We start from the raw sequence: 25,504 nt of genomic DNA, 5'->3' as shown, positions 1-25,504 counted from the left end.
ATCGCGCCCTCCGGACTGGAGCGGAACGACAGTGCGAAGGACGAGGCGATGAATTCCCCACAACCCGATGGTAGTTCGGCCCAGCTGGACGAGCTGTTTTCGGGTGACAACGCCACCGACGCGCGATTCCGGGAACTGGACTGGACGGCGACCGATCTGGGGCCGGTGGAGAGTTGGCCGCAGGAGTTGGTGACCGCCGTCCGCACCGTCATGCCGTCGACGATCCCGATGTTGATCTGGTGGGGCCCTCATCTGGTGCAGATCTTCAACCACACGTACACGGATTTTCTCGGGGACAAGTTTCCGCAGGCCGCAGGTCAGCGGGCCAGCCAGTGTTGGTCCGAGATATGGGACGACGTCGGCGGTCTCTGCGCTCACGTGGTCGAGGACCGCAAGCCAGTGCACGGTGTTCGGCAGCTGTTCGTCATGAATCGGTTCGGCTACCCCGAGGAGACGTACTGGACCTTCTCGTACAGCCCGATCTTCGGGGCCGGACGGACGGTACTCGGCGTGTTCGTTGCCACGACCGAGGTCACGATGCAGGTACTCGGCGAACGCCGCATGCACGCGCTGCTCGCCCTGGGCTCACTGACGGGTGACGGCACCGAGGGGCCGGTAGGCATCTGTCGCGCCGCGGTCGAGACGCTGGGTGACGAGGCCCGCGAGTTTCCCCTCGTCGCGGCCTACCTGCGCCGCGACCTCGCCGAAGACGGGCAGCTCGATCACATCGCAACCTCGGGCGAACTCGGCTGCGACGACGCGACCTGGGACCTTGCCCACGTTCTCGACGTGTGCGACGGACGCGTTCCCTGCTCGACGGTCGAGATTGCCGGATCCGTCGCGCAGGCGGTCATCGTTCCGCTGACGCTCGCGGGACATGCTCAGCCCATCGGAGCCCTGTTGGTCGGAGTCGACGAATCTCGCGCCCGCGACGACTCCGTCGTGTCCTTCTCGATCGCGGTGGCCGAGCGGGTGTCCACGGCCCTGACCGCCTCGCATGCTTTCGAGATGGAGAGGCGACGCGTCGCGGCACTCGCCGAAGCCGACGAGGCGAAGACGCGGCTGCTCGAGAACGTCGGACACGAGTTCCGTACGCCGCTGACCTTGCTCGCGGGCCCGTTGGATTCGGTACGCGAGAGTGTCGACTCGACGCTCACCGACGTCGATCGTGAGTCCTTGGACGTCGTTCATCGCGCGTCGACTCGACTGCGTCGACTGGTCGACGATCTCCTGGACGTGGTCAGTGCCGATGCCGGTCAGCTGCGTCCCCGCCTCGAACCCACCGACCTCGGAGCGGTGACGCGTGACTGCACGTCGCTGTTCGAGGCGGTGGCGTCGGGCAAGGGTCTCGAGCTCGTGGTCGACGTCGCCGACGATGTCGTCGTCCTCACCGACGGTGAGATGTGGACGAAGATCGTGTTCAACCTCGTCGCGAACGCCGTCAAATACACGCCGGTCGGTCGGATCTCCGTGCGCCTGCGGACCGACAGCGACGTCGTCCGCCTGGTCGTTGCGGACACCGGTCTCGGGATCCCCGCAGATGACCTGCCGCTGATCTTCGATCGATTCCATCGAGTCGAACGATCGGGTGCCCACAGCATCGAAGGATCCGGTATCGGACTGGCGCTGGTATCGGACCTGCTCACCGTCTTGCGCGGCCGTATCGACGTCGAGAGCGAGGCGGGCCGTGGCAGTACCTTCACCGTCGTGGTTCCGCGCCTGCCCGCCGAGGCGGCTGCAGCCGTCGAACGGCCGGCCGCCCCCGCCGATTCGGTGTCGGCGATCTTCGCTGCGAGCGACTCGGCGACGGTGACCACCGAGCGCGCGGACATTCTTCTCGTCGAGGACAACGTCGACATGCGTAACTACCTGGTGCGCCTGCTGACCGAAGAGGGCTGGTCCGTCACCACCGCGGGCGACATCGAGACCGCACTCGGCAGCGCTCGATCGACGATGCCTGGCCTCGTGCTCTCCGACGTTCTGCTGCCCGGACGCAGCGGTCTGGAACTCGTGGACGAGATCCGCCGCGACGACGTCTTGCAGCGGGTGCCGGTGATACTGCTGACCGCGCGAGCGGGAACCGACTTCGTGCTCGACGGGCTCGGGCGCGGGGCCGACGACTACATCGTCAAACCGTTCCACGACCGAGAATTGGTGGCTCGAATTCGAGTGCACCTCGAACTCTCGCGCGTGCGCGAACAACTGATCCAGGAAAGCGGCAACGAGGCCGCGACACTACGGACTGCGCTCGACACCCGCGGATCCATCGGCCGAGCCGTCGGAATCCTGATGTCGGTGTACCGCATCGACGCAGACGCTGCCTTCACGCAGCTGACCGAGCTCTCGCAGAACACCAACCGCAAGACCCGCGACTTGGCGGCGATGATCGCCGACGATTTCACCGCCGGGCTCGGCCGAGAGCGTCAGTGATTGCGGCGGTAGTTCTCTCGCTCGCGTTCCATCTCGGCCATCTTCTTCGGGCTCTTCAGATCGGCCGGTAGCCCGTGGATCTCGAGGCGTCGAGCGCGGTTCTGGTCCATGTAGGCGGCGGTGTAGAACAGCGCGAGCAGCAAACTGAGCAACACCATCGACGCGCGTAGCCAGATCGCTCCCGGAAACAGAACGAAGAATCCGATGAAGATCGGCAGGAACGGGATCATCGACCGCAGGATGTGACGTGGTGTCGCTCCTGGGCCGACGAGGTCGCGTCGAACCCAATCCTGCATGGAGTCAGGCAGTTTGCGGCCGAGGACGGCGTAGCCCAGCCACTGACCGAAGCGCGGGCGGGTAGGACGAGTGTTCACGACAGTGCTCCTGCTGCGATGGCCGCGTCGTTGACGCGGGTGAGGACGCGTCGTAGTTCGTCGAGTTCGACGAGTGACGCTCCGAGTTTCGAAACGACGGTGGGTGGAATTTTCTCCGCTTTCTTGCGAAGCGCGGCCCCGGCCGGGGTGAGCGCGACGAGTAGAACGCGCTCGTCCTCGGCGCTTCGATTGCGGGTGAGCAACCCCATCGACTCCAGACGCTTCAGAAGAGGCGAGAGGGTGGGGGAGTCGAGTTGCAGGGCCGATCCGATGGCCTTGACCGACATCGGCGATTCGCCCCACAGCGCCAGCATCACCAGATACTGCGGATGAGTCAGTCCCATCGGCTCGAGCAGTGGCCGATACACCGACAGCACGGCGCGGTTGGCGACGGCGAGCGCGAAGCAGACCTGGCGGTCGAGCGCGAGTGGATCTTCGGTGGTCGTCACGATGCCCAGGCTACCAGTATTGGTTAGTGCACTAACCATTAGTGGACGAAGCGATGCGGTGAAATCGGAACTGGATGCCCGAAAAGCGTTGCAAAGAAGGGTGAATGCTCGTGCAGTGATGTGTTGTCAGAGTCCCGGTCGGTCCGAATCGGGTGGATGTTCGTACGGCGTTCCATCCGGTCGGTTGCTGTGCAATGCTCCATGCAATTCGCCAGTTTCTTGTGACAACTCCCGCCCTGTGACAAATCCCGAGAGGATCGCCATGCGTCGTCGACGCATCTTCACCACGTTCGCCGTCGCCGCCGCGCTGTCCGTGTCCTCGGTCGGCATTGTCTCCGCCGATCCTGCCGTCTCGGCCGCCCGCATCGTCGATACCGTGATCGCGTCCGACACCCTGCGCACGCTGAGTGTGGAATCGCCTGCGATGGGGGCCGTTGTCGAGGTGCAGGTGCTGACTCCGGCAGCGAAGACCGGATCGCGGCCGACGTTGTACATGCTCAGCGGAATCGGCGAAGAGGATCCGAACAACAGCATGTGGCTCCGCAAGGGCGGAGCGGCCGAATTCTTCGCCGACAAGAACGTCAACGTCGTGCTACCGCTGGCCGGGCCGGGCAGCTTCTACACCGACTGGCAACGAGACGATCCGAAACTCGGCCGCTATCAATGGGAAACGTTCCTGACCGAGGAGCTTCCTCCGCTGATCGACGCGTCTGTGGACGGCAACGGACGCAACGCGATTGCCGGGCTGTCGATGGGTGCACAGTCGGCCATGATGCTGGCCGCACGTAATCCCGATGTCTACTCCGGGGTGGCGTCGTACAGCGGGTGTTTCGCCTCCTCGGAGCCCATGGGGCAGGCGAGTATCCGCGCGATCGTCGGAGCATTCGGCGGAAATGCCGACAACATGTGGGGCGGTCCTCTCGATCCTGCCTGGGCGCAACATGATTCGGTGGTCAATGCCGAAAGCCTGCGCGGCACCGACGTGTACGTGTCGGTGGGAACGGGAGCACCGGGTCGCCACGAAAGTTTCGACAGCGCGTCGGCGCTCGACGTGGTGGTGGTCGGTGGTCTCATCGAGGTGGGCGCGAACTACTGCACCCATCGACTTGCGGATCGACTGAGCCAGTTGAACATCCCCGCGACGTTCGACTTCACCGAGACCGGAACCCATTCGTGGCCTTACTGGGTGGAGCAACTGCCCAAGAGTTGGCCCACGCTGGCGGGATCGCTCGGGATCTGAGCTCACCCGCGGTTGGTGTCGCGAAAGTCCTTGGGGGTGCAGCCGAAGCGGGCCCGGAAGGCACGGCTGAAGTGCGCCGGGTCGGTGAATCCCCAGGACGCCGCCAGGGCTCCGATGGTGGTGCGGGAATTCTGGGGTTCGCACAGAGCGCGTTTGACGCCGTCGAGTCGCTGCATCCAGATCCATTCACTGGCGGTGCACGGTTCACCGGCGAACGCTCGATGCACCGTACTCAGCGACAAGTGCAGCGAGGCTGCCACTTCCGTCACGGTCAGATCCGGATCTCGCAGCCGCGCGGTCATCGCACGCTTGATTTCGCCCAGCCGTTCGGAGGCTGCGTAGGGTGCAGGCTTCTCCACCCCGGTCAGCCCGACCAGGCCTGCGACCAGGATGTACTCGACGCTCTGCGACACGGCCTCGGCCGACGCGGTACTCATGTCGGCGTCGTCCATGATCGACGAGATCATGCTCACGAGTAGTTTTCCTGCCCCCTGTCGTCCGGACACCGCCCGTGCGGTCAGCGAACCCGTGTCCCGGACGAGCGTTCGCAGTGTTGCGCCGGGGAGCATCAGCACGTACTGGGCAAACGGGTCGTCGAAGCGAAGACTGTACGGCCGGGTGGTGTCGTAGAGCGCGAAGTCTCCCGGTTGCAGGACCGCCGTTCGGTCGTCTTGCACGACAAACCCGGTCCCCGACGTCTGGACGCTGACCAGAAAGTAGTCGTCACTGGTTCGGGAGATACCTGCTGGCGTCCGCAGCACGGTCTGAGCTGTCGCAGACACTCGCGACAATCCGAGAGTCGCAAGTCCGGTGGACTCGATATGCCCGGTGATGGCCGACGCGTTCTCCGGAATCGTGCACTCGAGATCGACGTACGTCCGACTCACCGCAGCGGTCCAGAAATCGACGCTGTCGGCCAGATCGACGGAGTCGGTGCGCAGCGGATCGGCCATGTCAGGTACCTCCCGTCTCCTCACAGGGTAGAACGCTCCGCAGCGGTACGCAGTAGACCCGTGCGGTCGTGGCAGCCGAAATACTCGAAGTACTGCTCGTCCGCCGCCGCGACGGTCACCTCGTGATAGAGCCGTAGCGACGCCGCGGGCCCCATCGTCGACAGATACTTCAGCGCGGCACCGAAGATGGCGACATGCGTCGGATGCGACACGGCCCATGCTTCGAGGTCGCTCAGGCTGCGCCACCAACTCATGCCGAACGACTTGTCGGTATCGACGCCGTTGTCGTCGACCACCGTCATGTATCGGTTGGCGAAGCAACCGATGTCCAGGCCGTCGTCGCGAAGAAACTCCATGCCGGCGCGCAACACCGGTTCGACGTCCCGGAGGTACATCTCTCGTTCGGACCCGACCGTATCGACCCAGTCCTGCCCGGATCGAATGAGGCAGATGTTCTCCTGCGGCACAATCGTGACTCTGTCGCCGTCGCGTACGACCTGAGGCTCCCCGCTGGGAGCAAGTGAGTCACTCTGCGACAACGGGATTCGATCCCGGACCCCGCCCCAGTAGGCATGTTCCTCGATGGAACCACTGAGCGAATCCGTCAGAGTGGCAACACCTTCCATGCGGCCGGTGGAGGAGAAGAGTGTCTCGTAGCGGTCGACGGTCGGTCTGATGATTTCGACGAAGCGGCCTCCGACGCTGGTCCAGTGCCGACCGACGGTATCGAACCAGCGGTCGAACACTGCGACGTCGTCCCAGTAGCCGATGAACACCGTCGTGTCGATGCCCTCCTCGTCGGTGTACCGGGCTCGGTCCCTTCGGGATGGGCCCTCGTCACCCCACGGGGAAGCGTCGGGCATGCCCTGTATTCCGAAGTAGCCCATCACGACTCGTTCGGTGGATACCGGAAAGCGGGCGACGTACGACGGGAAGGGTGGCTGGTAGCCCTCGGGTGTGCGACGCGGACACGACCGGGGAACGACGAGATGGGCGGGAATTGCCGACTCGAGTTCAGACACGAGCGGCGCCCTCGTCGAGAGCGAGCTGCTCGGTGATCTCCAGACGTAGCTCGGCCGCGACGTCCTCGGTGAAGTCGTAGCGCGTATTCGCACCGGGCTGCGTCCCCTGAACGACGCGGTCGCCCGGAGTCTTGTTGAGCCACAACCGTGTCACGTCGGAACGGGAGTAGTGGCCGGCCGGGTCGGCGGCGGCCTTGGCGATCGAAATGAGGCTGGTGTCGATGTCGGCGTAGACGATGCCTTCCGCGTCGGGTGCGAGCGGCTCGTGCATCAGTTGGCCGTCGGGCGCGAAGATGCGGGCATGACCGCCGCCTGCGGTGAGCATCGCGCGCTTGGCGTCGTCGGTGCACATGATGTCGATCATCTCGGGGGAGACGGTCGCGCAGGGACTGATGACGAAGCAGCCGCCTTCGACGGCGTAGATGCGGCTGGCAGCGGTGTTGACCTCCGGCCCGAGGGCGTAGGCCGCGCCGGTGTAGAGCGAGAAGCTGGGCCAGGCACCGATGTGCACCTGCTCGTTCTGGGCGTACATCGCGTACTTCGACAACGGTTGCAGGTGCTCCCAGCAGCACAGTGCGCCGACGCGTCCGAGGTCGGTGTCGTATACCGACAGGTCGGAGCCGTCACCTTCGCCGTACACGGTGCGTTCGACGTGAGTCGGCTTGAGCTTGCGGCGCATCGCGACGGTCTTGCCTTGGGCGTCGATGATCCACTGGGCGATGTAGAGGCTGGCCTTGTATCGCTCGCTCAGGCCCATCACGACCATGATGTGATTGTCCTTGGCGGCCTGCGCAATTCGAGCCGCCTGCGGTGTTCCGTACTCCAGTGAGTTGTCGAAGTAGCGCTGCGTGAACTGAAACCCCCACGCCGGTGCGTCGAGCCAGATGTACCAGGGATAGCCGGGCAGGTAGGTCTCGGGAAATGCGATGAGCTCGGCTCCGGCGCGGGCCGCGTCCTCGATCAGGCCGATCGCCTTGTCGATCGACGCGTCGAGATCGAGAAATACCGGCGCGGCCTGGACTGCTGCGGCGCGAAACTGGTGGTGTGTCATTGCGGGCCTTTCGTATGGGAGGGCACCAGTTTTGCCTGCTGAGAGGCCGATGGATGGCCTCGAAGTGTCGGAATAGTTGACTCTCCGTCGCATGCCAGGGCGGTGAAACACGGCGGTAACCGGGGCCGGGTGTCTCGACACACGATCGTCACGCGAGGAGGTCGATCGGCGGTGCGCATCTACCGCACAATGTGTGCGCGATCACACAAGACCTCCTCGCCTGTCCGGGCGCAGTCTGGACCGGACACGCCACAGGTGCCGCGATCGGCACCCGAGAAGGAGCCAACACACATGACTGCAGTCCAGGAATCGGCCGCACCGTCGTTGCCGACCGACACCGCCACCGAGCTCTACATCGCGGGGCAGTGGCACGGCGCTTCCGACGGAGGCACGTTCACCGACATCAACCCCACGACGGAACAGCCGCTCGCCGAAGTTGCTGCAGCCACCGCGTCGGACGTCGATGCAGCGGTGCGTGCCGCCCGTGCCCAGCTCGGTGGTGAATGGGGCGCGACGCCCGGAGCAGTGCGCGGGAAGCTGCTCAACCGGATTGCCGATCTCATCGAACGTGACGGGGACCTGCTGGCACGGCTCGAGGCTCTCGACGTGGGCAAGCCCGTGGGTCAACCGGCGATGCTCGACATCCCCAATGCCGCAGCCACGTTCCGGCACTTCGCCGGCTGGGCCGACAAGATCACCGGCAGCTCCATCCCCACTGCGGGCTACTTCGGCCAGCCGACGCACTCGTACACCGTCCGTGAGCCGGTGGGCGTCATCGGCATGATCGTTCCCTGGAACACCCCGCTGATGATCGCCGCGTGGAAGCTCGCGCCCGCGTTGGCCGCCGGAAACACCGTGGTCGTCAAGCCGCCGGAGGACGCGCCGTTGTCCATCCTGCATCTGGCTCGTCTGATCGACGAGGCGGGAGTACCTGCCGGAGTGGTCAATGTTGTTCCAGGGCTTGGAGAAGTGACCGGCGACGCGTTGGTCGGGCATCCGGACGTAGACAAGATCAGCTTCACCGGCAGCCCTCGGGTCGGCAAGCTCATCGCCAAGAAAGCTGCCGATACGTTCAAGCGAACCACGCTCGAACTCGGCGGCAAGTCCCCGCAGATCATTCTCGAGGACGCGGATCTCGAGGCGGCGATCAACGGAACCGCGATGGGATTGTTCTTCAACCAGGGCCAGGTGTGTGCGGCCGGGACGCGGGTTCTGGTGCATCGCTCGCTGTACTCGCAGGTGGTCGACGGTCTGGCCGCTGCGGCGTCGGCTCAGGTCCTGGGTGATCCGTTCGATCCGTCGACGACGATGGGCGCGCTGGTCAACGCGAAGCAACGCGACAGCGTGCTGGGGTACATCCAGGCCGGACGCGACGGCGGAGCGCGAGTGGCGGCGGGTGGCGGACGGCCCGACGGCGCAGGGTATTTCGTCGAGCCGACGATCTTCACCGACGCGGACAACGACATGAAGATCGCGCAGGAGGAAATTTTCGGCCCCGTCGGCACGGTGATTCCGTTCGATACCGCCGACGAGGCCATCGCCGTCGCCAACGGCACGGTGTACGGACTGGCCGCGAGCATCTGGACCCGCGACGTGTCGAGGGCGCACACCCTGGCTGCGCAGGTTCGGTCCGGCGCTGTGTGGGTGAACGGTTGGGCCGCAATCGATCCCGCCCTCCCCTGGGGTGGCATGAAATCCAGTGGTACGGGCCGTGAACTCGGATGGGCCGGTATCGAGGCCAACACCGAGGAAAAAGTCGTCACGATCGTTCTGTAGAGCTGACGCAGGTGAGGAGAGCTGACGCAGGTGAGCGGAACTTCGTAGCAGGGGTCGAAGTTCCGCTCACGTGGGGTAACGCGGTGTTTACCGAAGGAAGCGCGATTCGTAACGAGCAGGTCGCAAGATTTAGTTCAACGGACGTAGAACAACGTTCGAACGGATCGGAAGGCGATGATGACGATGCCCGAACCCTAGGTCCGAGCAGGGAGCCGCTACCGTAGGGCTGTGCCGAAGCTCGTGGATCACGACGAACGCCGCCGCGCGATCACCGCGGCAACCTGGCGTCTGATCGCTGCCAAGGGGATCGATTCCGCGAACATGCGAGACATCGCGACCGAGGCGGGATACACGAACGGTGCACTGAGCCACTACTTCGCGGGCAAGGACGAGATTCTCCGCACCGCATTCGAGCACGTCTTCGAGGCAACGAACCGCCGTATCGACGAAGCTCTCGGCGATGCAACGGGATTCGATGCCCTCCGCATCTTTTGCCGAGAAGTGATGCCGACGACCGAAGAGACTTTGCTCGAGGCGAGAATTGCAGTCTCGCTGTGGCAACGCGCGATGTACGACGAGCACATGGACGACACCAACCGTCGATCCTTGGTGTCGTGGCGGGCGCGGATGGCGGAGTTTCTCGAGCAGGCTCGCGCAGAAGGCGACGCCGGCGACTTCGACGTCGATCTCGCCGTCGAAACGTTGCTCAACATGATGATGGGCATGCAGATTCTCGGCGTGCTCACTCCCGATGACACCACTGCCGACCGGCAGTTCGAGATGCTCGACCGGTTCATAGCTCAGCTGTAGCCACACTGCGGGCGGGCGATTCGGCTCTGCCCGCATGTCTTCGTTATTCAACGTCTGTAGAACCAACACACGACCTCGAGGAACATCCATGCCAACCCTCACGCCCCACGCAATCGACCACGCCTTGTCGTTGCCCACCGAAGACGAGATCGCACAGGTTCGGAATGTCGTCGACGCCGCCGGATTCGTCACTGCTGCAACCCGGTTCGTCTACGTCGGACTGGACGAACCGGACAAGGCCGAGCTGTACGCCGCCGAACCGACCACCCGACGTACCTTCCGGGTGCTGTTGCACGACATCTCGACACCCGATGCCGTCGATCTTCTCGTCTCTCTCGACGAGCGTCAGGTGATCGGCTCCACGCGGCTCGACGCGATCCGTGACGGCCAGATGCCGGTGCTCGACGAGGAATTCGAGCTCGTCGAGAGCGTGCTCTCCACCGATCCGGACTGGCTTGCCGCGCTGGCCGCGCGCGGACTGGACGTAGCACACGTACGAGTGGCACCCCTGTCAGCAGGGGTGTTCGACTACCCGGGCGAGCATGGTCGACGCATCCTGCGCGGCCTAGCCTTTCGTCAGGACTACCCGGCCGATCATGCGTGGGCGCATCCCATCGACGGTCTGGTCGCCTTCGTGGACGTGATGAATCGGACGGTGGACAAGGTCGTCGACCTGGGTGCGGTTCCCATTCCGGAGGAGTCGGGAAACTTCGACGATCTGTCCGTTACCGGCCCGCTGCGCACCACGCAGAAGCCGATCGAGATCACTCAACCCGACGGCCCGAGCTTCACGGTTCGGGGCAATCGCGTCGACTGGGAGAAGTGGTCCTTCAGGGTCGGCTTCGATGTGCGTGAGGGCCTGGTGCTGCACCAGATCGGGTTCGAGGACCGGGGTACCGTGCGCCCGATCGTTCACCGCGCTTCGATCGCCGAAATGGTTGTTCCCTATGGTGATCCGTCCCCGGTTCGGTCGTGGCAGAACTACTTCGACACCGGTGAGTATCTGGTGGGACGGTACGCGAACTCACTCGAACTCGGGTGCGACTGCGTCGGCGATATCACGTACTTCGATGCCGTGATCGCCGACGAATTCGGCAACCCGAAAACGCTGACCAACGCCGTGTGCATGCACGAGGAGGACTTCGGAGTGCTCTGGAAGCACACCGATCTGTGGTCGGGCTCGCAGGAGACCCGCCGCCAGCGCCGACTCGTGATCTCCTTCTTCACCACCATCGGCAACTACGACTACGGATTCTTCTGGTACCTCTACCTCGACGGCACCATCGAATTCGAGGTCAAAGCAACCGGAATCGTGTTCACGTCCGGGCATCCCGGTGGTGACTACCCTTACGCAACAGAGATCGCCCCGGGACTCGGAGCGCCGTGCCACCAGCATCTGTTCAGTGCGCGACTCGACATGATGGTCGACGGTATCGGTAACTCCGTCGAGGAGATCGAGACCCGCCGGGTACCGATGGGACCGGACAACCTGCACGGCAACGCCTTTGCTCTGCAACACACGCCGCTCGCCACCGAAGCCGAGGCACAACGCATCGCCGACGGCACGGTCGGCCGCGTCTGGCACGTCACCAATCCGACCTCGCTGAGCCGGCTCGGAAAGCCCGTCGGATACACGCTGCACCCCGAAGGCCAGCCATTGCTGCTGGCCGACGACAACTCGTCGATCGCGCGACGTGCCACGTTCGCCACCAAGCATCTCTGGGTGACGCAGTTCGACCGAAGCGAACGATATGCCGCAGGCGATTTCGTCAATCAGCATCATGGGGGAGCGGGTCTGCCGGCATTCGTGGCGTCGAACCGTAGCCTCGTCGACGAGGACATCGTGCTGTGGCACACCTTCGGGCTCACCCACTTCCCGAGACCCGAGGACTGGCCGATCATGCCGGTGGACTACACCGGCTTCAAACTGAAGCCCGCGGGATTCTTCGATCGCAACCCCACCCTCGACGTGCCGCGCTCGAGTTCTGCGCCCTGCGCCGCCTCGAGCTGCGCGAGCGGTGAGCAGAATGTCTGAAACGCAATCGAATTCGACGGCAGGTGCGCTCCGCGGATCCATCGGCGTCGTCGGAATCGTGTTCCTGGTCATCGCCGCTGCAGCGCCGCTGACGGCCATCGGTGGGGCCCTGCCGGTCATGATAGCCACAGGTAACGGAGCGGGCGCCCCGCTCGCCTACATCGTCGCGGCGGTCGTCCTGCTGATCTTCAGCGTCGGGTACGCGGCCATGAGCCGACACATGGTGGACACCGGTGCGTTCTACGCCTACGTGGAGAAGGGGCTCGGGAGAACCATGGGCCTCGGTGCCGCGGGTCTGGCGCTGCTGACGTACACCGCCGTTCAGGCGGGCATCTACGGCCTCGCCGCATCGACCGTCGACAGCCTGGTCGTGAAGTACGGCGGACCCGACCTGCCGTGGTGGTTGTGGGCGCTCGGTCTCGTCGCGATCGTGGCGCTGCTCGGCTACCGCAGCATCGATCTCGGTGCCAAGGTGCTCGGGGTGCTGCTGGTGCTCGAGATCGGCATCATCGTGATCCTGTCGGCCGCGGTGTTCGCCAAGGGCGGTGCCGCGGGCATCGACGTCGAATCGTTCACTCCCTCGGCCTTCTTCAGCGGATCACCGGGAATCGCCCTGATGTTCGCAATCGCCTCGTTCATCGGTTTCGAGGCCACCGCGATCTACGGCGAGGAGGCGCGTAACCCAACGCGCACCGTTCCGATTGCGACCTACGCCGCTGTCGTCACCATCGGACTGGTGTACGCGGTGTCGAGTTGGGCCGTCGTGCTCGCCTTCGGCAGCGCGTCCGTCGCGCAGGCCGCTGCCGACGACACGGCGGGATTGACCTTCGCCGCTGCCGCCCAGTACCTGGGCCCGATGTCGGCGGACATCATGGAAATCATGTTGGTCACCAGTCTCTTCGCCGCTCTGTTGGCGTTCCACAACGCAATCGGTCGGTACGTCTTCGCACTGGCCCGGAAGGGCGTCGCCCCCTCGTTGTTGGCGCGCACCCACTCCCGGCACGGCTCCCCGCACATGGGGTCACTGTTCCAGACCGCCTCGGCCGCGGTGGTTCTCGCGGTCTTCGCGGTGGCGGGCGCAGACCCGGTGCTGCAACTGTTCACCTGGATGTCAGGACTGGCTACCGTCAGCATCCTGGTTCTGATGATCCTCACCGGCGGCGCCATCATCGCGTTCTTCCGTCGATCGAGCGTGGACACACGGACTTGGCACACCGTCGTCGCGCCTGCGCTGGGAACTCTTGGCCTGGTGGCGATTCTGGGCCTCGTGCTGGACAACTTCACACTGCTGATCGGCGGTTCGGGAGTGCTCGCCGCCCTTCTGTTGATCGTCGTCGTGGCATTCTTCGTGGGAGGAACAATGACGGCACGAGCGACTCGGAGCCGAACTCTCGAGACGACGGAGGTCTGACACCGATGGTCATGACGGTGCTGATGGCGCTCGGTGCAGTGGGTGCTGTTCTCCCGCTGCTCGGACGTGGCAAGCACACGGGGCGGGTGCGGTGGGCTCACCTCTGCATGGGCATCGTCATGGCCTCCATGGTGGCCTTCGGTACCGACCCATCCATGGCGCTGATATCGATACTCGCTCTCGTCGCGGTTGCCGTACACGTCACCGCAGACGTGCCGAACAGAACCCGATCGATTCCATGCGCGGTGGACCTGACCTGCATGGCCGTACTACTGATGATGCTGCCGCCCATGCACTCCCACGCGGAATCGCAGGCGACGACGCGGCACCGGCACGGAGTCGAGGCCGATCCGAGGATCATCGCCGCGCTACTCCTGGTGGGGTGGATGGCCGTAACGATCCACCTGTTGCGCACCAACCCGCCCGGACGACGAGTGACGGCAGGTTCCGCATTGATGATCCTGGGAATGGCGCCGATGGCCTTCTGACCGAGCTCGCTCATGGTGGTGCGCATCTGCCCCAGAATGTGTGCGCTCAGCGACATGTTTGTGTTCGCGGATTCGGCCACTGTTGTGTCGACGGTCACAACAGAAAGAGGCAGCGCATGTCGACGGATTACATCGTAGTGGGAGCAGGATCAGCAGGAAGCGTCATCGCGCGGCGCTTGCTCGATGCCGGGCATACCGTGCACGTGATCGAAGCCGGACCGGTGGATACCGACCCGGCGATCCACTCACCCCAGGGCTGGCCGACGCTGCTCGGCGGATCACAGGACTGGGGACTGTTCACCACCCCGCAGAAGCACGCGAACGATCGGCGGATCTTCTGGCCGCGTGGACGCGTACTCGGCGGCAGCTCGTCCCTCAATGGAATGATCTACGTCCGAGGACATTCCAGCGACTACGACGGGTGGGCGTCCGCCACCGGCGATGCCGGGTGGTCGTGGGAGAACGTACTGCCGCTGTTCAAGCGCTCGGAGTCACACGAGCTCGGAGCCAACGAGTTCCACGGCGGCGACGGCCCGCTGCCGGTGTCGATCATGGGAACCCCGCATCCACTGGCGGCTGCCTTCGTGGATGCGGCCGTCGAGCACGGCCACAAGCTGATCGACGACTTCAACGCCGACGAGATGGTCGGCGCGGGCTACAACCACACCACCACCCGCGACGGTGAGCGGATGAGCGCGTGGAAGAGCTTCGTCGGGCCGGTGTTGAACAATCCCGATCTGACCGTCACCACCGGCGCGCTCGTCCACAAGGTGGTGCTCGAGAACGGTCGAGCGGTGGGAATCGAGTTCAGTCGCGGCGGCTCCGAAGTACAGCGTGCGTTCGCCGACCACGAGGTGATCCTGTGCGGTGGAGCCCTCGGCTCACCGAAGACGTTGATGCTCAGCGGAATCGGGCCATCGGATCACTTGTCTGCTATCGGGGTCGACACAGTCATGGACCTGCCCGGCGTCGGCGAGAACCTGCACGACCATCTGCTGCTGAGCAACATCTACGAGTCACTCGAGCCGCTCGTGGCCGGCACCAACAACCTGCTCGAGGCCCAGCTGTACGCCCGCAGCGCCGGATGGGAAGGCGCTGCACCGGATCTGCAGCCGTTGTTCATGCACATTCCCTATCCCGCAGACGGATACCCGGTGCCCGAGAACGGCTACACCATCGCACCCGGCATCGTCGCTCCCCGCTCGCGGGGGACCCTGCGGCTGGCGTCCTCGGACCCCAGCGAACTGCCACTGGCGGATCCGAACATCCTGGCCGAACCGTACGACCTCGAAGCGATGGTCGACGCGGTGGAGATCTGCCGCGAGATCGGTGCCTCCGACGCGTTCGCGCCGTGGCGCAAGGCCGAGGTGGTTCCGGGACCGAGTGCGCGTACCCGCGACGACCTGCGAGCCTACGTTCGCCAGACCGCCGGCACGTACCACCACCAGGTCGGCACCTGCAAGATGGGGGCGGAATCGGACGTCAATGCCGTTGTCGGAGCTGATCTTCGAGTGCGAGGAGTCGACGGCCTACGGGTCGCGGACGCGTCGATCATGCCGACGGTGCCGTCGGGCAACACCAACGCGCCGTCCATCATGGTCGGTGAGCGAGCCTCGGATCTGATTCTCGGAACGTGATTCGTGGTCGGTTGAGGGCGGCGTACGCCCTCACCCGGCGCGATACTCGCGCGGCGACATGCCGTACGTCTCCTTGAACAGTTTCGAGAAGTTCGAGGAATCGATCAAACCGTTTCGCGCGCAGATGGTTCCGATGCTGTCTGCCGCGAAGCGGGGGTCGCGTAGTTCGCGGTGGCATCGGTCGAGTCGCCTGGATCTGATCCAGCCGGCCACGGTACGGCCGTCGGACTCGAACAACTTCTGCAAGTAGCGCGTCGAAATATGCAGTCGCGCAGCGATCGACGCCGTGGACAGTGTGGGATCGGACAGATGCGACTCGACGAGGCTCTTGGCCTCGATCAGTAGCGTGGAACCCGGCGCATCATGGGGAGCCGCATCGTCGAGCGCGGCACAGAGAAGGTCGAGCACCGCGTTCTCGAGCATCGGCGTCGCCGGCAGTGTTCCGTCTGCGGCGTTGCGACGCAAATTGAACAGAAACGGCGAAACCAACGCGCCGACGCCGTGATCGCCCTCGATGCGACGCGCGGCAACAGTCGTCAACTCACGGGAATCGATGCGGAGCGCGTCGCGGGGGAACATCACCACGAACATCTCGAAGTCTCCGACGAAATGCAGATCGTACGGGGCACTGGTGTCGTACACCGCGAAGTCGCCCGGCTCCAGCACGGCCTCGCGGTCGTTCTGAACCAGCGTGCCGCGGCCGGTCAATTGCAGTCCGACCTTGATCAGGCCGGGATCGGCACGCTTGAGGGTGGCGCGGGTGCGCCGCACGTCCACCTCGCGCCCGGCGACCTCGCTCAGTTGCAGCGATCCCAACGTCGACGACACGAGGGTGCCCTGGAACGGAGACTGCCCGGTGGACACAGCGTCGAGCGGCACGAACGCCGTCGAGACGTTCTCGCGCCATTGCTCGAAATCCTGTGCGACCGGGCTCATGTCATACGGCCGGGCGGTTGTCGATCAGTCTGCGGGCCTTACCGATCGAACGCTCCAATGCGGCCTGCGGCAGTACGTCGACGTTCACCGTCACACCGATCCGATTCTTGACCAGCTTCTGCAGCGTCACGCCAAGGCCGGCGTAATGATCGGACGGCACATCGGGTCTGGCCTCGACCCGCACCGTCAGAGAATCCATTCGGCCTGCGCGATCGAGTACGCACTGGAACTGAGGTGCGAGCGCGGGGACACCCAGGATGAGCTCCTCGATCTGCGTCGGGAAGAGATTGACGCCGCGCAGGATGATCATGTCGTCGGTCCGGCCGGTGACCTTCTGCATCCGACGCATCGTGCGGGCCGTGCCCGGCAGCAGACGCGTCAGATCCCGGGTGCGATACCGCACGATCGGCATCGCTTCCTTGGTCAGGGAAGTGAACACCAATTCACCCTCCTCGCCGTCGGGCAGAACTTCGCCGGTCACCGGATCGATGATCTCCGGGTAGAAATGATCCTCCCAGATGTGCAGTCCGTCCTTGGTTTCGACGCATTCCATCGCCACACCCGGTCCCATCACCTCGGACAGGCCGTAGATGTCGACGGCATCCATCGCCAGAGTGTTCTCGATTTCGGTGCGCATCTCCTCGGTCCACGGCTCGGCACCGAACACACCGGTCTTCAGCGACGTCTTCGCGGGATCGATCCCCTTCTTCACCATGGCGTCGACGATCGTCAGCATGTAGGACGGGGTGACCAGGATGGCGTCGGGCTCGAAGTCCTGGATCAGTTGGATCTGACGATCGGTCATGCCACCGGACATCGGAATGACCGTGCAGCCGAGTCGTTCTGCGCCGTAGTGCGCGCCGAGCCCGCCGGTGAACAGTCCGTATCCGTAGGCCACGTGCACCTTGTCCGACGGCTTGACGCCACCCGCGCGGAGACTACGGGCGATGAGATCGGCCCAGTTGTCGATGTCCTTGGCGGTGTAGCCGACGACGGTCGGACGACCGGTGGTACCCGAGGATGCATGAATGCGCGAGACCTGGTTCTGCGGCACGGCGAACATGCCGAACGGGTAGTTGGCCCGCAGGTCCTGCTTGGACGTGAAGGGGAACTTCGCCAGATCGCTCAGGTCCTTCAGGTCGCTGGGATGCACTCCGGCATCGTCGAAGGCCTTCTTGTAGTGCGCCACGTTGTCGTAGGCATGCTGCAGTGACCACCGCAGACGCTCCAACTGGAGAGCGGTTATCCGGTCGCGAGAAGCGAACTCGATGTCGGGGGTGTCGGTGGGGGTGGACAAGACGCTGGTCATGGCAGTCTCCGGGGGGATCAGGCGTCGAAGTCGACGGTGACGGTGTCGCTGACAGGGAAGGTCTGGCAGGTGAGTACGAAGCCGGCGTCGACCTCGTTGTCCTCGAGCGCATAGTTGCGACGCATGTCGACATCGCCGAAGGTCACCTTCGCGCGACACGTGCCGCACACTCCGCCCTTGCAGGCGAACGGAAGATCGGACCGCAGCTGCTCGCCCGCATCGAGAATCGACTCGTCCTGAGGCAGTGCGCCTTTCACCTCACGGCCGTCGAGGATGATGGTGACCTCGCTGCTGGGCCCGGTGACGCCGGGCTCGCGGTGCTTCTCCTGCGGCGGCGGAATGTCGTCGACGTAGAACAGTTCGTGGTGAATGCTGCTCTTGGCGACGCCGAGTTCCTTCAGCACGTCCTGTGCGTCGTTGACCATCCCGAACGGACCGCAGAGCCAGAAGTGATCGATGTCCGGTGTCGCGACGACAGTGTCGAGTATCTCGCGCAAGCGCTCGGCATCGAGCCTGCCGCTGAACAACTCGACCTCACGCGGCTCGCGGGACAGGACATGAATGATGTCGAATCGACTGCCGTACTGGTCTTTGAGGTCGGCTATCTCCTCGGCGAACATCACCGTGCGTGTGCGCCGATTACCGTACAGCAGAACCACTTCGGCATCGGGGTTGGCGAGCACGGAGGCCGCGATCGACAGCATCGGGGTGATGCCGGATCCGGCCGCGATGAGAACGTGCCTGCCGGCCACAGCGGGATCGGCGTGAAAGTTGCCGGTCGGACCCTGAACGTCGATGCGGTCACCGGCCTTGACGTCGCGGACGAGCCACGAGGAGAACAAACCGTCGCTCACCTCGCGGACGCCGACACGGGGACGCGCACCCGCGGGTGCACAGATCGAGTACGAGCGACGATGCTCCACACCGTCGACCGTGCGGCTGAGCATCAGCGACTGGCCCGGCTTGAAATCGAACTCCGCGCGCAGATCCTCGGGCACGTCGAAGGTGACGGCCACTGCGTCGTCGCACAGTGATTCCACGTCGGCGACGGTCAACGTGTGAAAAGGCCTGTTTCGCAGGTTCTTCTGTACGGGCTCGGCGGTGACGGTCATCAGATTTCCTTCACGTGGTCGAAGGGTTCGAGGCAGTCGCCGCACCGGTACTGGGCTTTGCAGAGGGTGGCACCGAACTCGGACGTGAGGCGAGTATTGGTGGAACGGCACTGGGGGCAGGTGAGCTGCCGGGGCTTGACCGTGAGGGTCAGCGGAACCGGACCGTTCGCGCGCGTCGGAGCAGGACCGGGTGTGGAGTAGCCGGATTCGCGAAGCTTGCGCAGGCCCTCCTCGGAGATCCAGTCGGTGCTCCATGCGGGGGAGAGGCTGGTGACGATCTCGACATCCGCGTAACCGTGATCCTGGAGCTTGTGGGCGATGTCGTCGCGCATCGTCGCCATCGCGGGGCAACCCGAGTACGTCGGGGTGATGGTGACCAGCACGCTGCCGTCCTCACGGACTTCGACGTCGCGCAGGACGCCGAGGTCGTCGAGAGTGAGCAGAGGCATCTCGGGATCCATGACGGTGGCGGCGATCTCGCGCGCCGTTCGTTGAAGTGTGGTCACCAGACTCCCTCCGGATGTGCCCTGGCCACGACCTGCATCTCGGCGATCAGGGGCCCGAACGCTTCGGTGTGGATGCCGCGCCGGCCACCGCGTCCGCCGATGGTGCCGACGGACTTGCCCTCGGGCGCATCCAACTCTGCTGCATGCAGCACCTGTGCCAGAACGGAATCGAATTCTTCGCGGACGTCGCGCGGATCTACGGCGACGCCGACCCTCGCGAGTGCGATCTCCTCGTCCGTCGGGACGAACAGTTCGGAGACATACGGCCAGATGCGCGTCACGGCCTCGCGGACGCGTCGCTTCGATTCGTCGGTTCCGCAACCCAGGGTGACGACCCAGCGCGCGGCGTAATCACGATGGTAGGTCAGCTCTTTCACGCCCTTGTTCGCAACAGCGCCGAGAACGGGATCGCGGGATTCGGTCAGCCGAGCGAACACGGCGAGCCGCCATGTCGCGAACACCAGCAGGCGGACCTGGGATTTCGCGAAGTCACCGTTGTCGAGTTCGGTGAGTCGCACGCACCGGAAATCTGCCTCGTCGCGGAAGAACGACAGTGCATCCTCGGCCGGTGCGGGAGAGGTGTCCGAAATGAACGGCACCACCGTCGGGTCTGCTTTGGCGGCGCGGGCCATCAGCAGCCGAGCCTGGCCGAGGAGATCGAGGCCGACGTTGGCCAGGGCCACTTCCTCTTCGAGCTCCGGTGCGCGGGTGCTCCACTGCGCCAGTCGCTGCGAGCTGATCAGCGCGTCGTCGCCGAGCATGAGGCAGTATGCCGCAAGGGCTTTCAGGTCGACGTCGTCGGGGACGGTGGTGTCGACTCCGGCGAGCGGGTCGTCGAAACTCGTTCCGAATGCCCACTGCCCGTGCGAATCCTCGTCGACGAGGCCCTCGTAGGCGCTGTCGTGATCAGTCATGAGTGCTTGTCCTCTTGAAGAATGGGTCTCACATGTGGGGGACGTTGTCGGGGATCTCGTAGAACGTCGGGTGGCGATACACCTTGTCGCCGCTCGGTGCGAAGAAGGGATCCTTCTCCGACGGCGACGACGCGACGATCGAGTTGGACGGAACCACCCAGATGCTGACGCCTTCGTTGCGACGGGTGTAGACGTCGCGTGCATGCCGCAGTGCCATGTGGTCGTCGGCAGCGTGCAGCGATCCGACATGCACGTGGTTCAGGCCGCGCTTGCCGCGCAGGAACACCTCGTACAACGGCCAATCGGCCTTGACAGCTTCTCTTTTGGGCTCCACCGGCACATTGTCGGTGGGAACTGCTCCGTGGCCGCCCTCGGCCGTGAACTCGCTCACGATGCTGCGTTCCTTTCGGCAAATGCGGTTGCGGCCTCGCGGACCCAGGCACCGCCGTCGTGCGCTGCGCGACGGTTCGCGATGCGCTCGACGTTGGAGGCTCCGTTGCCCTTGATCACCTGCATGAACTCGGACCAGTCGGGCTCGCCGAAATCGTGCGACTTGCGCTCCTCGTTCCACTTCAGATCCGGGTCCGGGAACGTGACGCCCAGCGCCTTCGCCTGCGGGATCGACATGTCGACGAAGCGTTGGCGCAGTTCGTCGTTGGTGTGACGCTTGATGCCCCACTTCATGGACTGCTCGGTGTTGGGGGACTCGTCGTCCGGCGGACCGAACATCATCAGTGCAGGCCACCACCAGCGATTCACCGACTCCTGAACCATGGCCCGCTGCTCGTCGGTGCCGCGCATCATCGTCGCGAGCAATTCGTAACCTTGGCGCTGGTGGAAGGATTCTTCCTTGCAGACGCGGATCATCGCGCGCGCGTAGGGCCCGAAGCTGCTGCGGCACAGGGGAACCTGGTTACAGATCGCCGCACCGTCGACGAGCCAGCCGATGGTGCCCACGTCGGCGTACGTCAGGGTGGGGTAGTTGAAGATCGAGGAGTACTTCTGCTTGCCCTCGATGAGCTTGACCGTCAGGTCGGCGCGGTCCGCTCCGAGCGTCTCCGCGGCGGAGTAGAGGTAGAGGCCGTGGCCGGCCTCGTCCTGCACCTTGGCCATCAGGATTGCCTTGCGGCGTAGCGACGGCGCGCGGGTGAGCCAGTTGCCCTCCGGCTGCATTCCGATGATCTCGGAGTGCGCGTGCTGAGCGATCTGGCGAATGAGCGACTTGCGGTAGCCGTCGGGCATCCAGTCACGAGGCTCGACGCGCTGCTCGTGGGCGATGGTCTCGTCGAACCCGTCCTGCAGCGTCTCGGCGGACAGGGTGTTTGACGTGGTCATAAGTCCTACTTTCATTACCGAATGATCGGTTGGTAACCAGTATGCCTCGAAGTGACCCCGGGCACAAGAGCGGCTGCGCCGCACGTGCGCGAGGTAGGAGTGGAGCCTGCGGAACGACCGAAGACACCTCGTAGCAGGGGTCGAGTTTCTGTTCACATGCCGACGAAGGAGGCTCTCGTCTTGTTCAGGAACGCGTCGACGGCGGCCTTGTGGTCCTGCGTCTGTCCCAGAGCGGTCTGTGCCTGAGCCTCGCGGTCCAAGGCGTCGGACAGTCCGGATCGAGCGATCAGCGTCTTGACCTGCTCGTAGGCCTGGGTGGGGCCGGCAGCGAGGGAGGTGGCGAGCGTGCGCGCGGTCTCGAGTACGTCCCCGTCCTCGACGACGCGATGCACCAGACCCCAGTCGAGGGCCTGCGCGGCAGTGACCCTGTCACCGAGCAGCATCAGACCCGCGGCCCGGCTCGATCCCAGCGCCTCGACCAACGTGTAGCTCAACCCCGAGTCGCTGGCCAGGGCGATGCCGGTGAACGCCGTCGCGAAGGAGGACTTCGTGCCGGCCACTCGAATGTCTCCGGCGAGTGCAATGCCGAGACCTGCGCCGACGCATGCGCCGGGGATGGCCACGACGATCGGCACTTCGAGCGCAGCCAGTCCGCGGATCACCGGGTTGTAGTGCTCGCCGACGGTATCCATCGCCGTGGCCGGATCGGCCTCGAGTGCGGTGACATGCTCGCCGAGATCCTGGCCGACGCAGAAATTCTTGCCCTCCGCGGTGATGAGCACGGCGCGCACCTCGGGTGCAACGGCCTTCTGGACGGCTTCCGCCAACGCGACCTTCGTCGCGACGTCGAGGGCGTTGTGTGCCTCGGAGCGCGCGAGGGTGATGGTCGCCAAGCCGTCGGTGATGTCGAACCGTACCGTCATGTGTTCGTCCAATCGTGAAAGCCGCGACCGGACTTGCGTCCGATGTCGCCGCGAGCAACCATGTCTCGCAACAACTGCGGGGGAGTGAACCTGTCGCCGAGGGTCGACGCCAGGTGTTCTGCGATGGCGAGCCGAACGTCCAACCCGACGAGGTCGGTCGACCGCAACGGTCCCATCGGATGCTTGTAGCCGAGTTCCATCGCGCGATCGATGGATTCGGCGTCGGCGACGCCTTCCTCCAACATCCGAATGGCTTCGAGCCCGAGGCAGACTCCGAGCCGCGAGGTCGCGAAGCCGGGAGAGTCGTTGACGAGCACCTCGGTCTTGCCGAGGAGCGACACCCACTGCTGTACTCGCTGCACCACGTCTGCGGAGGTGGCGGGAGCGCGGACGATCTCGACGAGAGTCGACGCCGGAACCGGGTTGAAGAAGTGCATCCCGATGAAGCGGCTCGGATCACTCAGTGCTGCGCCGAGTTCGGCGATGGAGATAGAGCTCGTGTTCGACGCGATGACCGTCTTTTCGGATGCGACTTTGTCTATCAGCGCCAACACCTCGACCTTGAGCGCCGGAATCTCGGGCACGGCTTCGACCACCAGGTCGAGGTGGTCCGGGAGGTCCGCGGGCCCCGCGACGGTAGAGACCCGCGCGAGAATCGCAGCGGGATCCTCACTGAGTTTGCCGCGGTCGTGTGCCCGATCCAACCCGGTCGAGACTCGAGCGAGGGCCGCTTCTTGGTCGGCGGCTTCGGCGATGACGACGGTGGAACCGAGGGCGGCGAATACCTGAGCGATACCTGCACCCATGCGGCCGCCACCGACCACTGCCACCTTTGATGGAGCTGTCATTTCTTCTTCTCCAGAAATGCCGTCATCCGGCGTTGTTTGTCTTCGGTCTCGAACAGAACAGCCTGCGCGATGTCGTCGGCCCACGGATGTGAACCGGGTGCATCGAGAATTTTCTTGGTCAGCTTCAGTGCCAGAGGTGCTTGCTTGGCAATGCGATCCGCGAGGGAATGCGCTGCGGCCAACGGCTCGTCGACGACGTCCAGCACCAGGCCGGAGCGCAGTGCCACCTCTGCGTCGAGCGTCCGGCCACCGAGGAGTACCTGCTTGGCGACGGACACTCCCACCAAAGTCGGCAACCGGTAGCTGGCCCCGGCGGCCGCCATGATGCCCAGCCCCGGTTCGGGATTGCCGAACACCGCCGTCGGCGACGCGATACGGATGTCGCACGCGTAGGACAGTTCTGCGCCACCGCCGAGTGCGTAACCCCGGACTGCGGCGATCGTCGGCAGGGGCAGTGCGGCGATGCGGTCGAACAGGTTTCGGTTGATGCCGCGCAATGCGTCGTCGCGGGTACGGGCGCGCAGCTGGTTGATGTCGGCACCGCCGGCGAAGTGCTCGCCCTGCCCCGTCAGGATGACGATCTTGGGATCCTGCTCCACGAGCGCGCACACCTCGTGCAGCTCGCCGATCATCTCGGCATCGATTGCGTTGCGCTGTTTCTCGCGATTCAGGGTGACGACAACGCGGTCGGTCAGCTCCTCGACGACGAGCGTGTTCACGGTGCCTCGATCAACATCGACACGCCTTGCCCGACGCCGACGCACAGCGTCGCGAGCCCGCGGGACGCCTTCTCACGTTCCATCCGGCCCAACAGCGTCAACAGGATTCGAGCACCGGAGGAACCCAGGGGGTGGCCGAGGGCGATGGCCCCGCCGTCGGCATTGACGATGTCCTCGTTCAGCTTCAGCTGGCGGATGACGCCGAGCGACTGTGCCGCAAAGGCCTCGTTGAGCTCGACGGCTCCGAGGTCCTCGACAGACCACCCGGCGCGAGCGAGCGCCTTCTGTGTGGACGGCACGGGCCCGAGCCCCATGATGTGCGGCGCGATGCCTGCGCTCGCACTGGTGACGATGCGTCCGCGAACGTCGAGGCCGTACTTGTTCACGGCCTCCTCGGAGGCCACCACCAGCGCCGACGCACCGTCGGTGAAGGGAGAGGACGTTCCTGCGGTGACGATGCCGTCCTTGCGGAACACGGCCTTCAACGTCCCGAGCTTGTCCACTGTGGTTCCGCGTCGAGGTGTCTCGTCGCCGGTGACCTCGCCGTTCTTGGTCGTGACGGGCACGATCTCGTCGGCGAAGCGTCCGGCATCCTGGGCGGCGATGGCACGCTGCTGACTGCGGAATGCGAAGGCATCGGACTCTTCGCGGGTGATGCCCTCGCTGAGCGCGACCTCCTCGGCGGTTTCGCCCATCGACAGGGTGATCTTGGGATCGGTCCCCGCGTCGTGGGAAGCGAAGGTCGGATTGGTGAAGCGCCAGCCGAGGGAGGTATCGAAGATCTCGCCCGGCTTGGCCCACGCGGTTCCCGGCTTGGCCATGACCCAGGGCGCGCGCGTCATGGACTCGACGCCACCGGCCACGATGATCTCGGCCTCACCGCTCCGAATGGTGCTCGCGGCGTTGGCGACTGCGGTCAGTCCGCTCGCGCACAGACGGTTGACGGTGTAACCCGGCACGGTGTGGGGGAGTCCTGCGAGCAGAACTGCCATTCTGGCCACATCGCGATTGTCCTCGCCTGCCTGGTTCGCCGCACCGAGAATCACCTCGTCGATTCGGTCGACGGGAACGCCCGCGCGCCGGACCGCCTCGGCGACGACGATCGCGGCCAGGTCGTCGGGGCGCACGGTCGACAGCGCACCGCCGTAGCGTCCGTGCGGGGTGCGTGCGCCGGCCACCAGAAATACTTCGCCCACTTCGAACTCCTTCGTACGGTTGCGTCATTG

Annotated in this window: 24 protein-coding genes; 8 read left to right on the top strand and 16 right to left on the bottom strand. The window is 64.8% G+C overall.

Annotation, left to right across the window (positions count from 1 at the left end):
- The first annotated feature begins 48 nt into the window (after positions 1-48).
- Positions 49-2,430, top strand: a complete 2,382-nt coding sequence (locus QM615_RS12460; RefSeq protein ID WP_283347382.1) for an ATP-binding protein — start codon at positions 49-51, stop codon at positions 2,428-2,430.
- Here QM615_RS12460 and QM615_RS12455 read toward each other — a convergent pair.
- Complete coding sequence (locus tag QM615_RS12455; protein WP_269594706.1) at positions 2,424-2,804, bottom strand: DUF5313 family protein; 381 nt, start codon at positions 2,802-2,804, stop codon at positions 2,424-2,426. The genes QM615_RS12460 and QM615_RS12455 overlap by 7 nt on opposite strands.
- Complete coding sequence (locus QM615_RS12450; RefSeq protein ID WP_283347381.1) at positions 2,801-3,292, bottom strand: MarR family winged helix-turn-helix transcriptional regulator; 492 nt, start codon at positions 3,290-3,292, stop codon at positions 2,801-2,803. Before QM615_RS12450 ends, QM615_RS12455 begins: the two co-directional genes overlap by 4 nt.
- A gap of 223 nt (positions 3,293-3,515) precedes the next feature.
- Between QM615_RS12450 and QM615_RS12445 the strand changes: the two genes are divergently transcribed.
- Positions 3,516-4,493, top strand: a complete 978-nt coding sequence (locus QM615_RS12445; protein ID WP_283347380.1) for an alpha/beta hydrolase — start codon at positions 3,516-3,518, stop codon at positions 4,491-4,493.
- Positions 4,494-4,495: 2 nt separating this feature from the next.
- Here QM615_RS12445 and QM615_RS12440 read toward each other — a convergent pair whose 3' ends face one another.
- From QM615_RS12440 to QM615_RS12430, 3 genes are read right to left on the bottom strand one after another with little or no spacing between them, the layout of a single operon-like run.
- A complete protein-coding gene (locus QM615_RS12440; protein WP_283347379.1) occupies positions 4,496-5,446 on the bottom strand; it encodes an AraC-like ligand-binding domain-containing protein in 951 nt (316 codons plus the stop codon).
- Positions 5,447-5,466: 20 nt separating this feature from the next.
- Positions 5,467-6,468 carry a phenylacetaldoxime dehydratase family protein gene (locus QM615_RS12435; protein ID WP_283347378.1) on the bottom strand — a complete coding sequence of 334 codons (1,002 nt, stop codon included), beginning with the start codon at positions 6,466-6,468 and terminating at the stop codon, positions 5,467-5,469.
- Entirely contained in the window at positions 6,461-7,519 is a 1,059-nt protein-coding gene (locus QM615_RS12430; protein ID WP_269594702.1) for a carbon-nitrogen hydrolase family protein, read from the bottom strand. Before QM615_RS12430 ends, QM615_RS12435 begins: the two co-directional genes overlap by 8 nt.
- A 291-nt stretch (positions 7,520-7,810) precedes the next feature.
- Here QM615_RS12430 and styD point away from each other — a divergent pair, with 291 nt between their 5' ends.
- The 6 genes from styD (at position 7,811) to QM615_RS12400 (ending at position 15,676) form a co-directional block, all read left to right on the top strand.
- Positions 7,811-9,295: a phenylacetaldehyde dehydrogenase StyD gene (gene styD / locus QM615_RS12425; protein ID WP_269594701.1), complete on the top strand. Its 1,485-nt coding sequence runs from the start codon at positions 7,811-7,813 to the stop codon at positions 9,293-9,295.
- Positions 9,296-9,535: 240 nt separating this feature from the next.
- Positions 9,536-10,105 (top strand): TetR/AcrR family transcriptional regulator, encoded by a 570-nt coding sequence (locus tag QM615_RS12420; RefSeq protein WP_283347407.1) that lies wholly within the window; start codon positions 9,536-9,538, stop codon positions 10,103-10,105.
- Between the two features lie 88 nt (positions 10,106-10,193).
- On the top strand, positions 10,194-12,140 hold the full coding sequence (locus QM615_RS12415) for a primary-amine oxidase (RefSeq protein ID WP_283347377.1): 1,947 nt from the start codon (positions 10,194-10,196) through the stop codon (positions 12,138-12,140).
- The gene (locus tag QM615_RS12410) at positions 12,133-13,551 is read left to right on the top strand and encodes an APC family permease (protein ID WP_283347376.1); all 1,419 of its coding nucleotides are present in this window, start codon (positions 12,133-12,135) and stop codon (positions 13,549-13,551) included. The genes QM615_RS12415 and QM615_RS12410 overlap by 8 nt, the downstream gene beginning before the upstream one ends.
- 5 nt (positions 13,552-13,556) lie before the next feature.
- The gene (locus QM615_RS12405) at positions 13,557-14,039 is read left to right on the top strand and encodes a DUF5134 domain-containing protein (protein WP_283347375.1); all 483 of its coding nucleotides are present in this window, start codon (positions 13,557-13,559) and stop codon (positions 14,037-14,039) included.
- A 116-nt stretch (positions 14,040-14,155) separates the two neighbouring features.
- The gene (locus QM615_RS12400) at positions 14,156-15,676 is read left to right on the top strand and encodes a GMC family oxidoreductase (protein ID WP_283347374.1); all 1,521 of its coding nucleotides are present in this window, start codon (positions 14,156-14,158) and stop codon (positions 15,674-15,676) included.
- Positions 15,677-15,706: 30 nt separating this feature from the next.
- Here the strand turns inward: QM615_RS12400 and QM615_RS12395 are convergent, their stop codons facing one another.
- From QM615_RS12395 to QM615_RS12345, 11 genes are all read right to left on the bottom strand, one after another.
- Complete coding sequence (locus QM615_RS12395; RefSeq protein ID WP_283347373.1) at positions 15,707-16,612, bottom strand: AraC-like ligand-binding domain-containing protein; 906 nt, start codon at positions 16,610-16,612, stop codon at positions 15,707-15,709.
- 1 nt (position 16,613) lies between these two features.
- The gene (paaK, locus tag QM615_RS12390) at positions 16,614-17,921 is read right to left on the bottom strand and encodes a phenylacetate--CoA ligase PaaK (RefSeq protein WP_283347372.1); all 1,308 of its coding nucleotides are present in this window, start codon (positions 17,919-17,921) and stop codon (positions 16,614-16,616) included.
- A gap of 17 nt (positions 17,922-17,938) precedes the next feature.
- Complete coding sequence (gene paaE, locus QM615_RS12385) at positions 17,939-19,033, bottom strand: 1,2-phenylacetyl-CoA epoxidase subunit PaaE (RefSeq protein ID WP_283347371.1); 1,095 nt, start codon at positions 19,031-19,033, stop codon at positions 17,939-17,941.
- Positions 19,033-19,494, bottom strand: a complete 462-nt coding sequence (gene paaD, locus QM615_RS12380) for a 1,2-phenylacetyl-CoA epoxidase subunit PaaD (RefSeq protein ID WP_502941879.1) — start codon at positions 19,492-19,494, stop codon at positions 19,033-19,035. The genes paaE and paaD overlap by 1 nt, the downstream gene beginning before the upstream one ends.
- Before the next feature lie 41 nt (positions 19,495-19,535).
- Positions 19,536-20,453 (bottom strand): 1,2-phenylacetyl-CoA epoxidase subunit PaaC, encoded by a 918-nt coding sequence (paaC, locus tag QM615_RS12375; protein WP_283347370.1) that lies wholly within the window; start codon positions 20,451-20,453, stop codon positions 19,536-19,538.
- A 28-nt stretch (positions 20,454-20,481) separates the two neighbouring features.
- Complete coding sequence (gene paaB, locus QM615_RS12370; RefSeq protein WP_197077473.1) at positions 20,482-20,787, bottom strand: 1,2-phenylacetyl-CoA epoxidase subunit PaaB; 306 nt, start codon at positions 20,785-20,787, stop codon at positions 20,482-20,484.
- 53 nt (positions 20,788-20,840) lie between these two features.
- A complete protein-coding gene (gene paaA, locus QM615_RS12365) occupies positions 20,841-21,788 on the bottom strand; it encodes a 1,2-phenylacetyl-CoA epoxidase subunit PaaA (protein ID WP_037187547.1) in 948 nt (315 codons plus the stop codon).
- Between the two features lie 152 nt (positions 21,789-21,940).
- The gene (locus QM615_RS12360) at positions 21,941-22,711 is read right to left on the bottom strand and encodes an enoyl-CoA hydratase/isomerase family protein (RefSeq protein WP_269594694.1); all 771 of its coding nucleotides are present in this window, start codon (positions 22,709-22,711) and stop codon (positions 21,941-21,943) included.
- Positions 22,708-23,559: a 3-hydroxyacyl-CoA dehydrogenase family protein gene (locus QM615_RS12355; RefSeq protein ID WP_283347369.1), complete on the bottom strand. Its 852-nt coding sequence runs from the start codon at positions 23,557-23,559 to the stop codon at positions 22,708-22,710. Before QM615_RS12355 ends, QM615_RS12360 begins: the two co-directional genes overlap by 4 nt.
- Entirely contained in the window at positions 23,556-24,278 is a 723-nt protein-coding gene (locus QM615_RS12350; protein ID WP_283347368.1) for an enoyl-CoA hydratase/isomerase family protein, read from the bottom strand. The genes QM615_RS12355 and QM615_RS12350 overlap by 4 nt, the downstream gene beginning before the upstream one ends.
- Positions 24,275-25,474 (bottom strand): thiolase family protein, encoded by a 1,200-nt coding sequence (locus tag QM615_RS12345; protein ID WP_283347367.1) that lies wholly within the window; start codon positions 25,472-25,474, stop codon positions 24,275-24,277. Before QM615_RS12345 ends, QM615_RS12350 begins: the two co-directional genes overlap by 4 nt.
- Positions 25,475-25,504: the final 30 nt, after the last annotated feature.

Origin of the sequence: Rhodococcus sp. IEGM 1341 (assembly GCF_030056895.1) — a bacterium.
In the GTDB taxonomy this organism is placed as follows: Bacteria; Actinomycetota; Actinomycetes; order Mycobacteriales; family Mycobacteriaceae; genus Rhodococcoides.
This window is presented reverse-complemented; position numbering and strand designations above follow the sequence as displayed.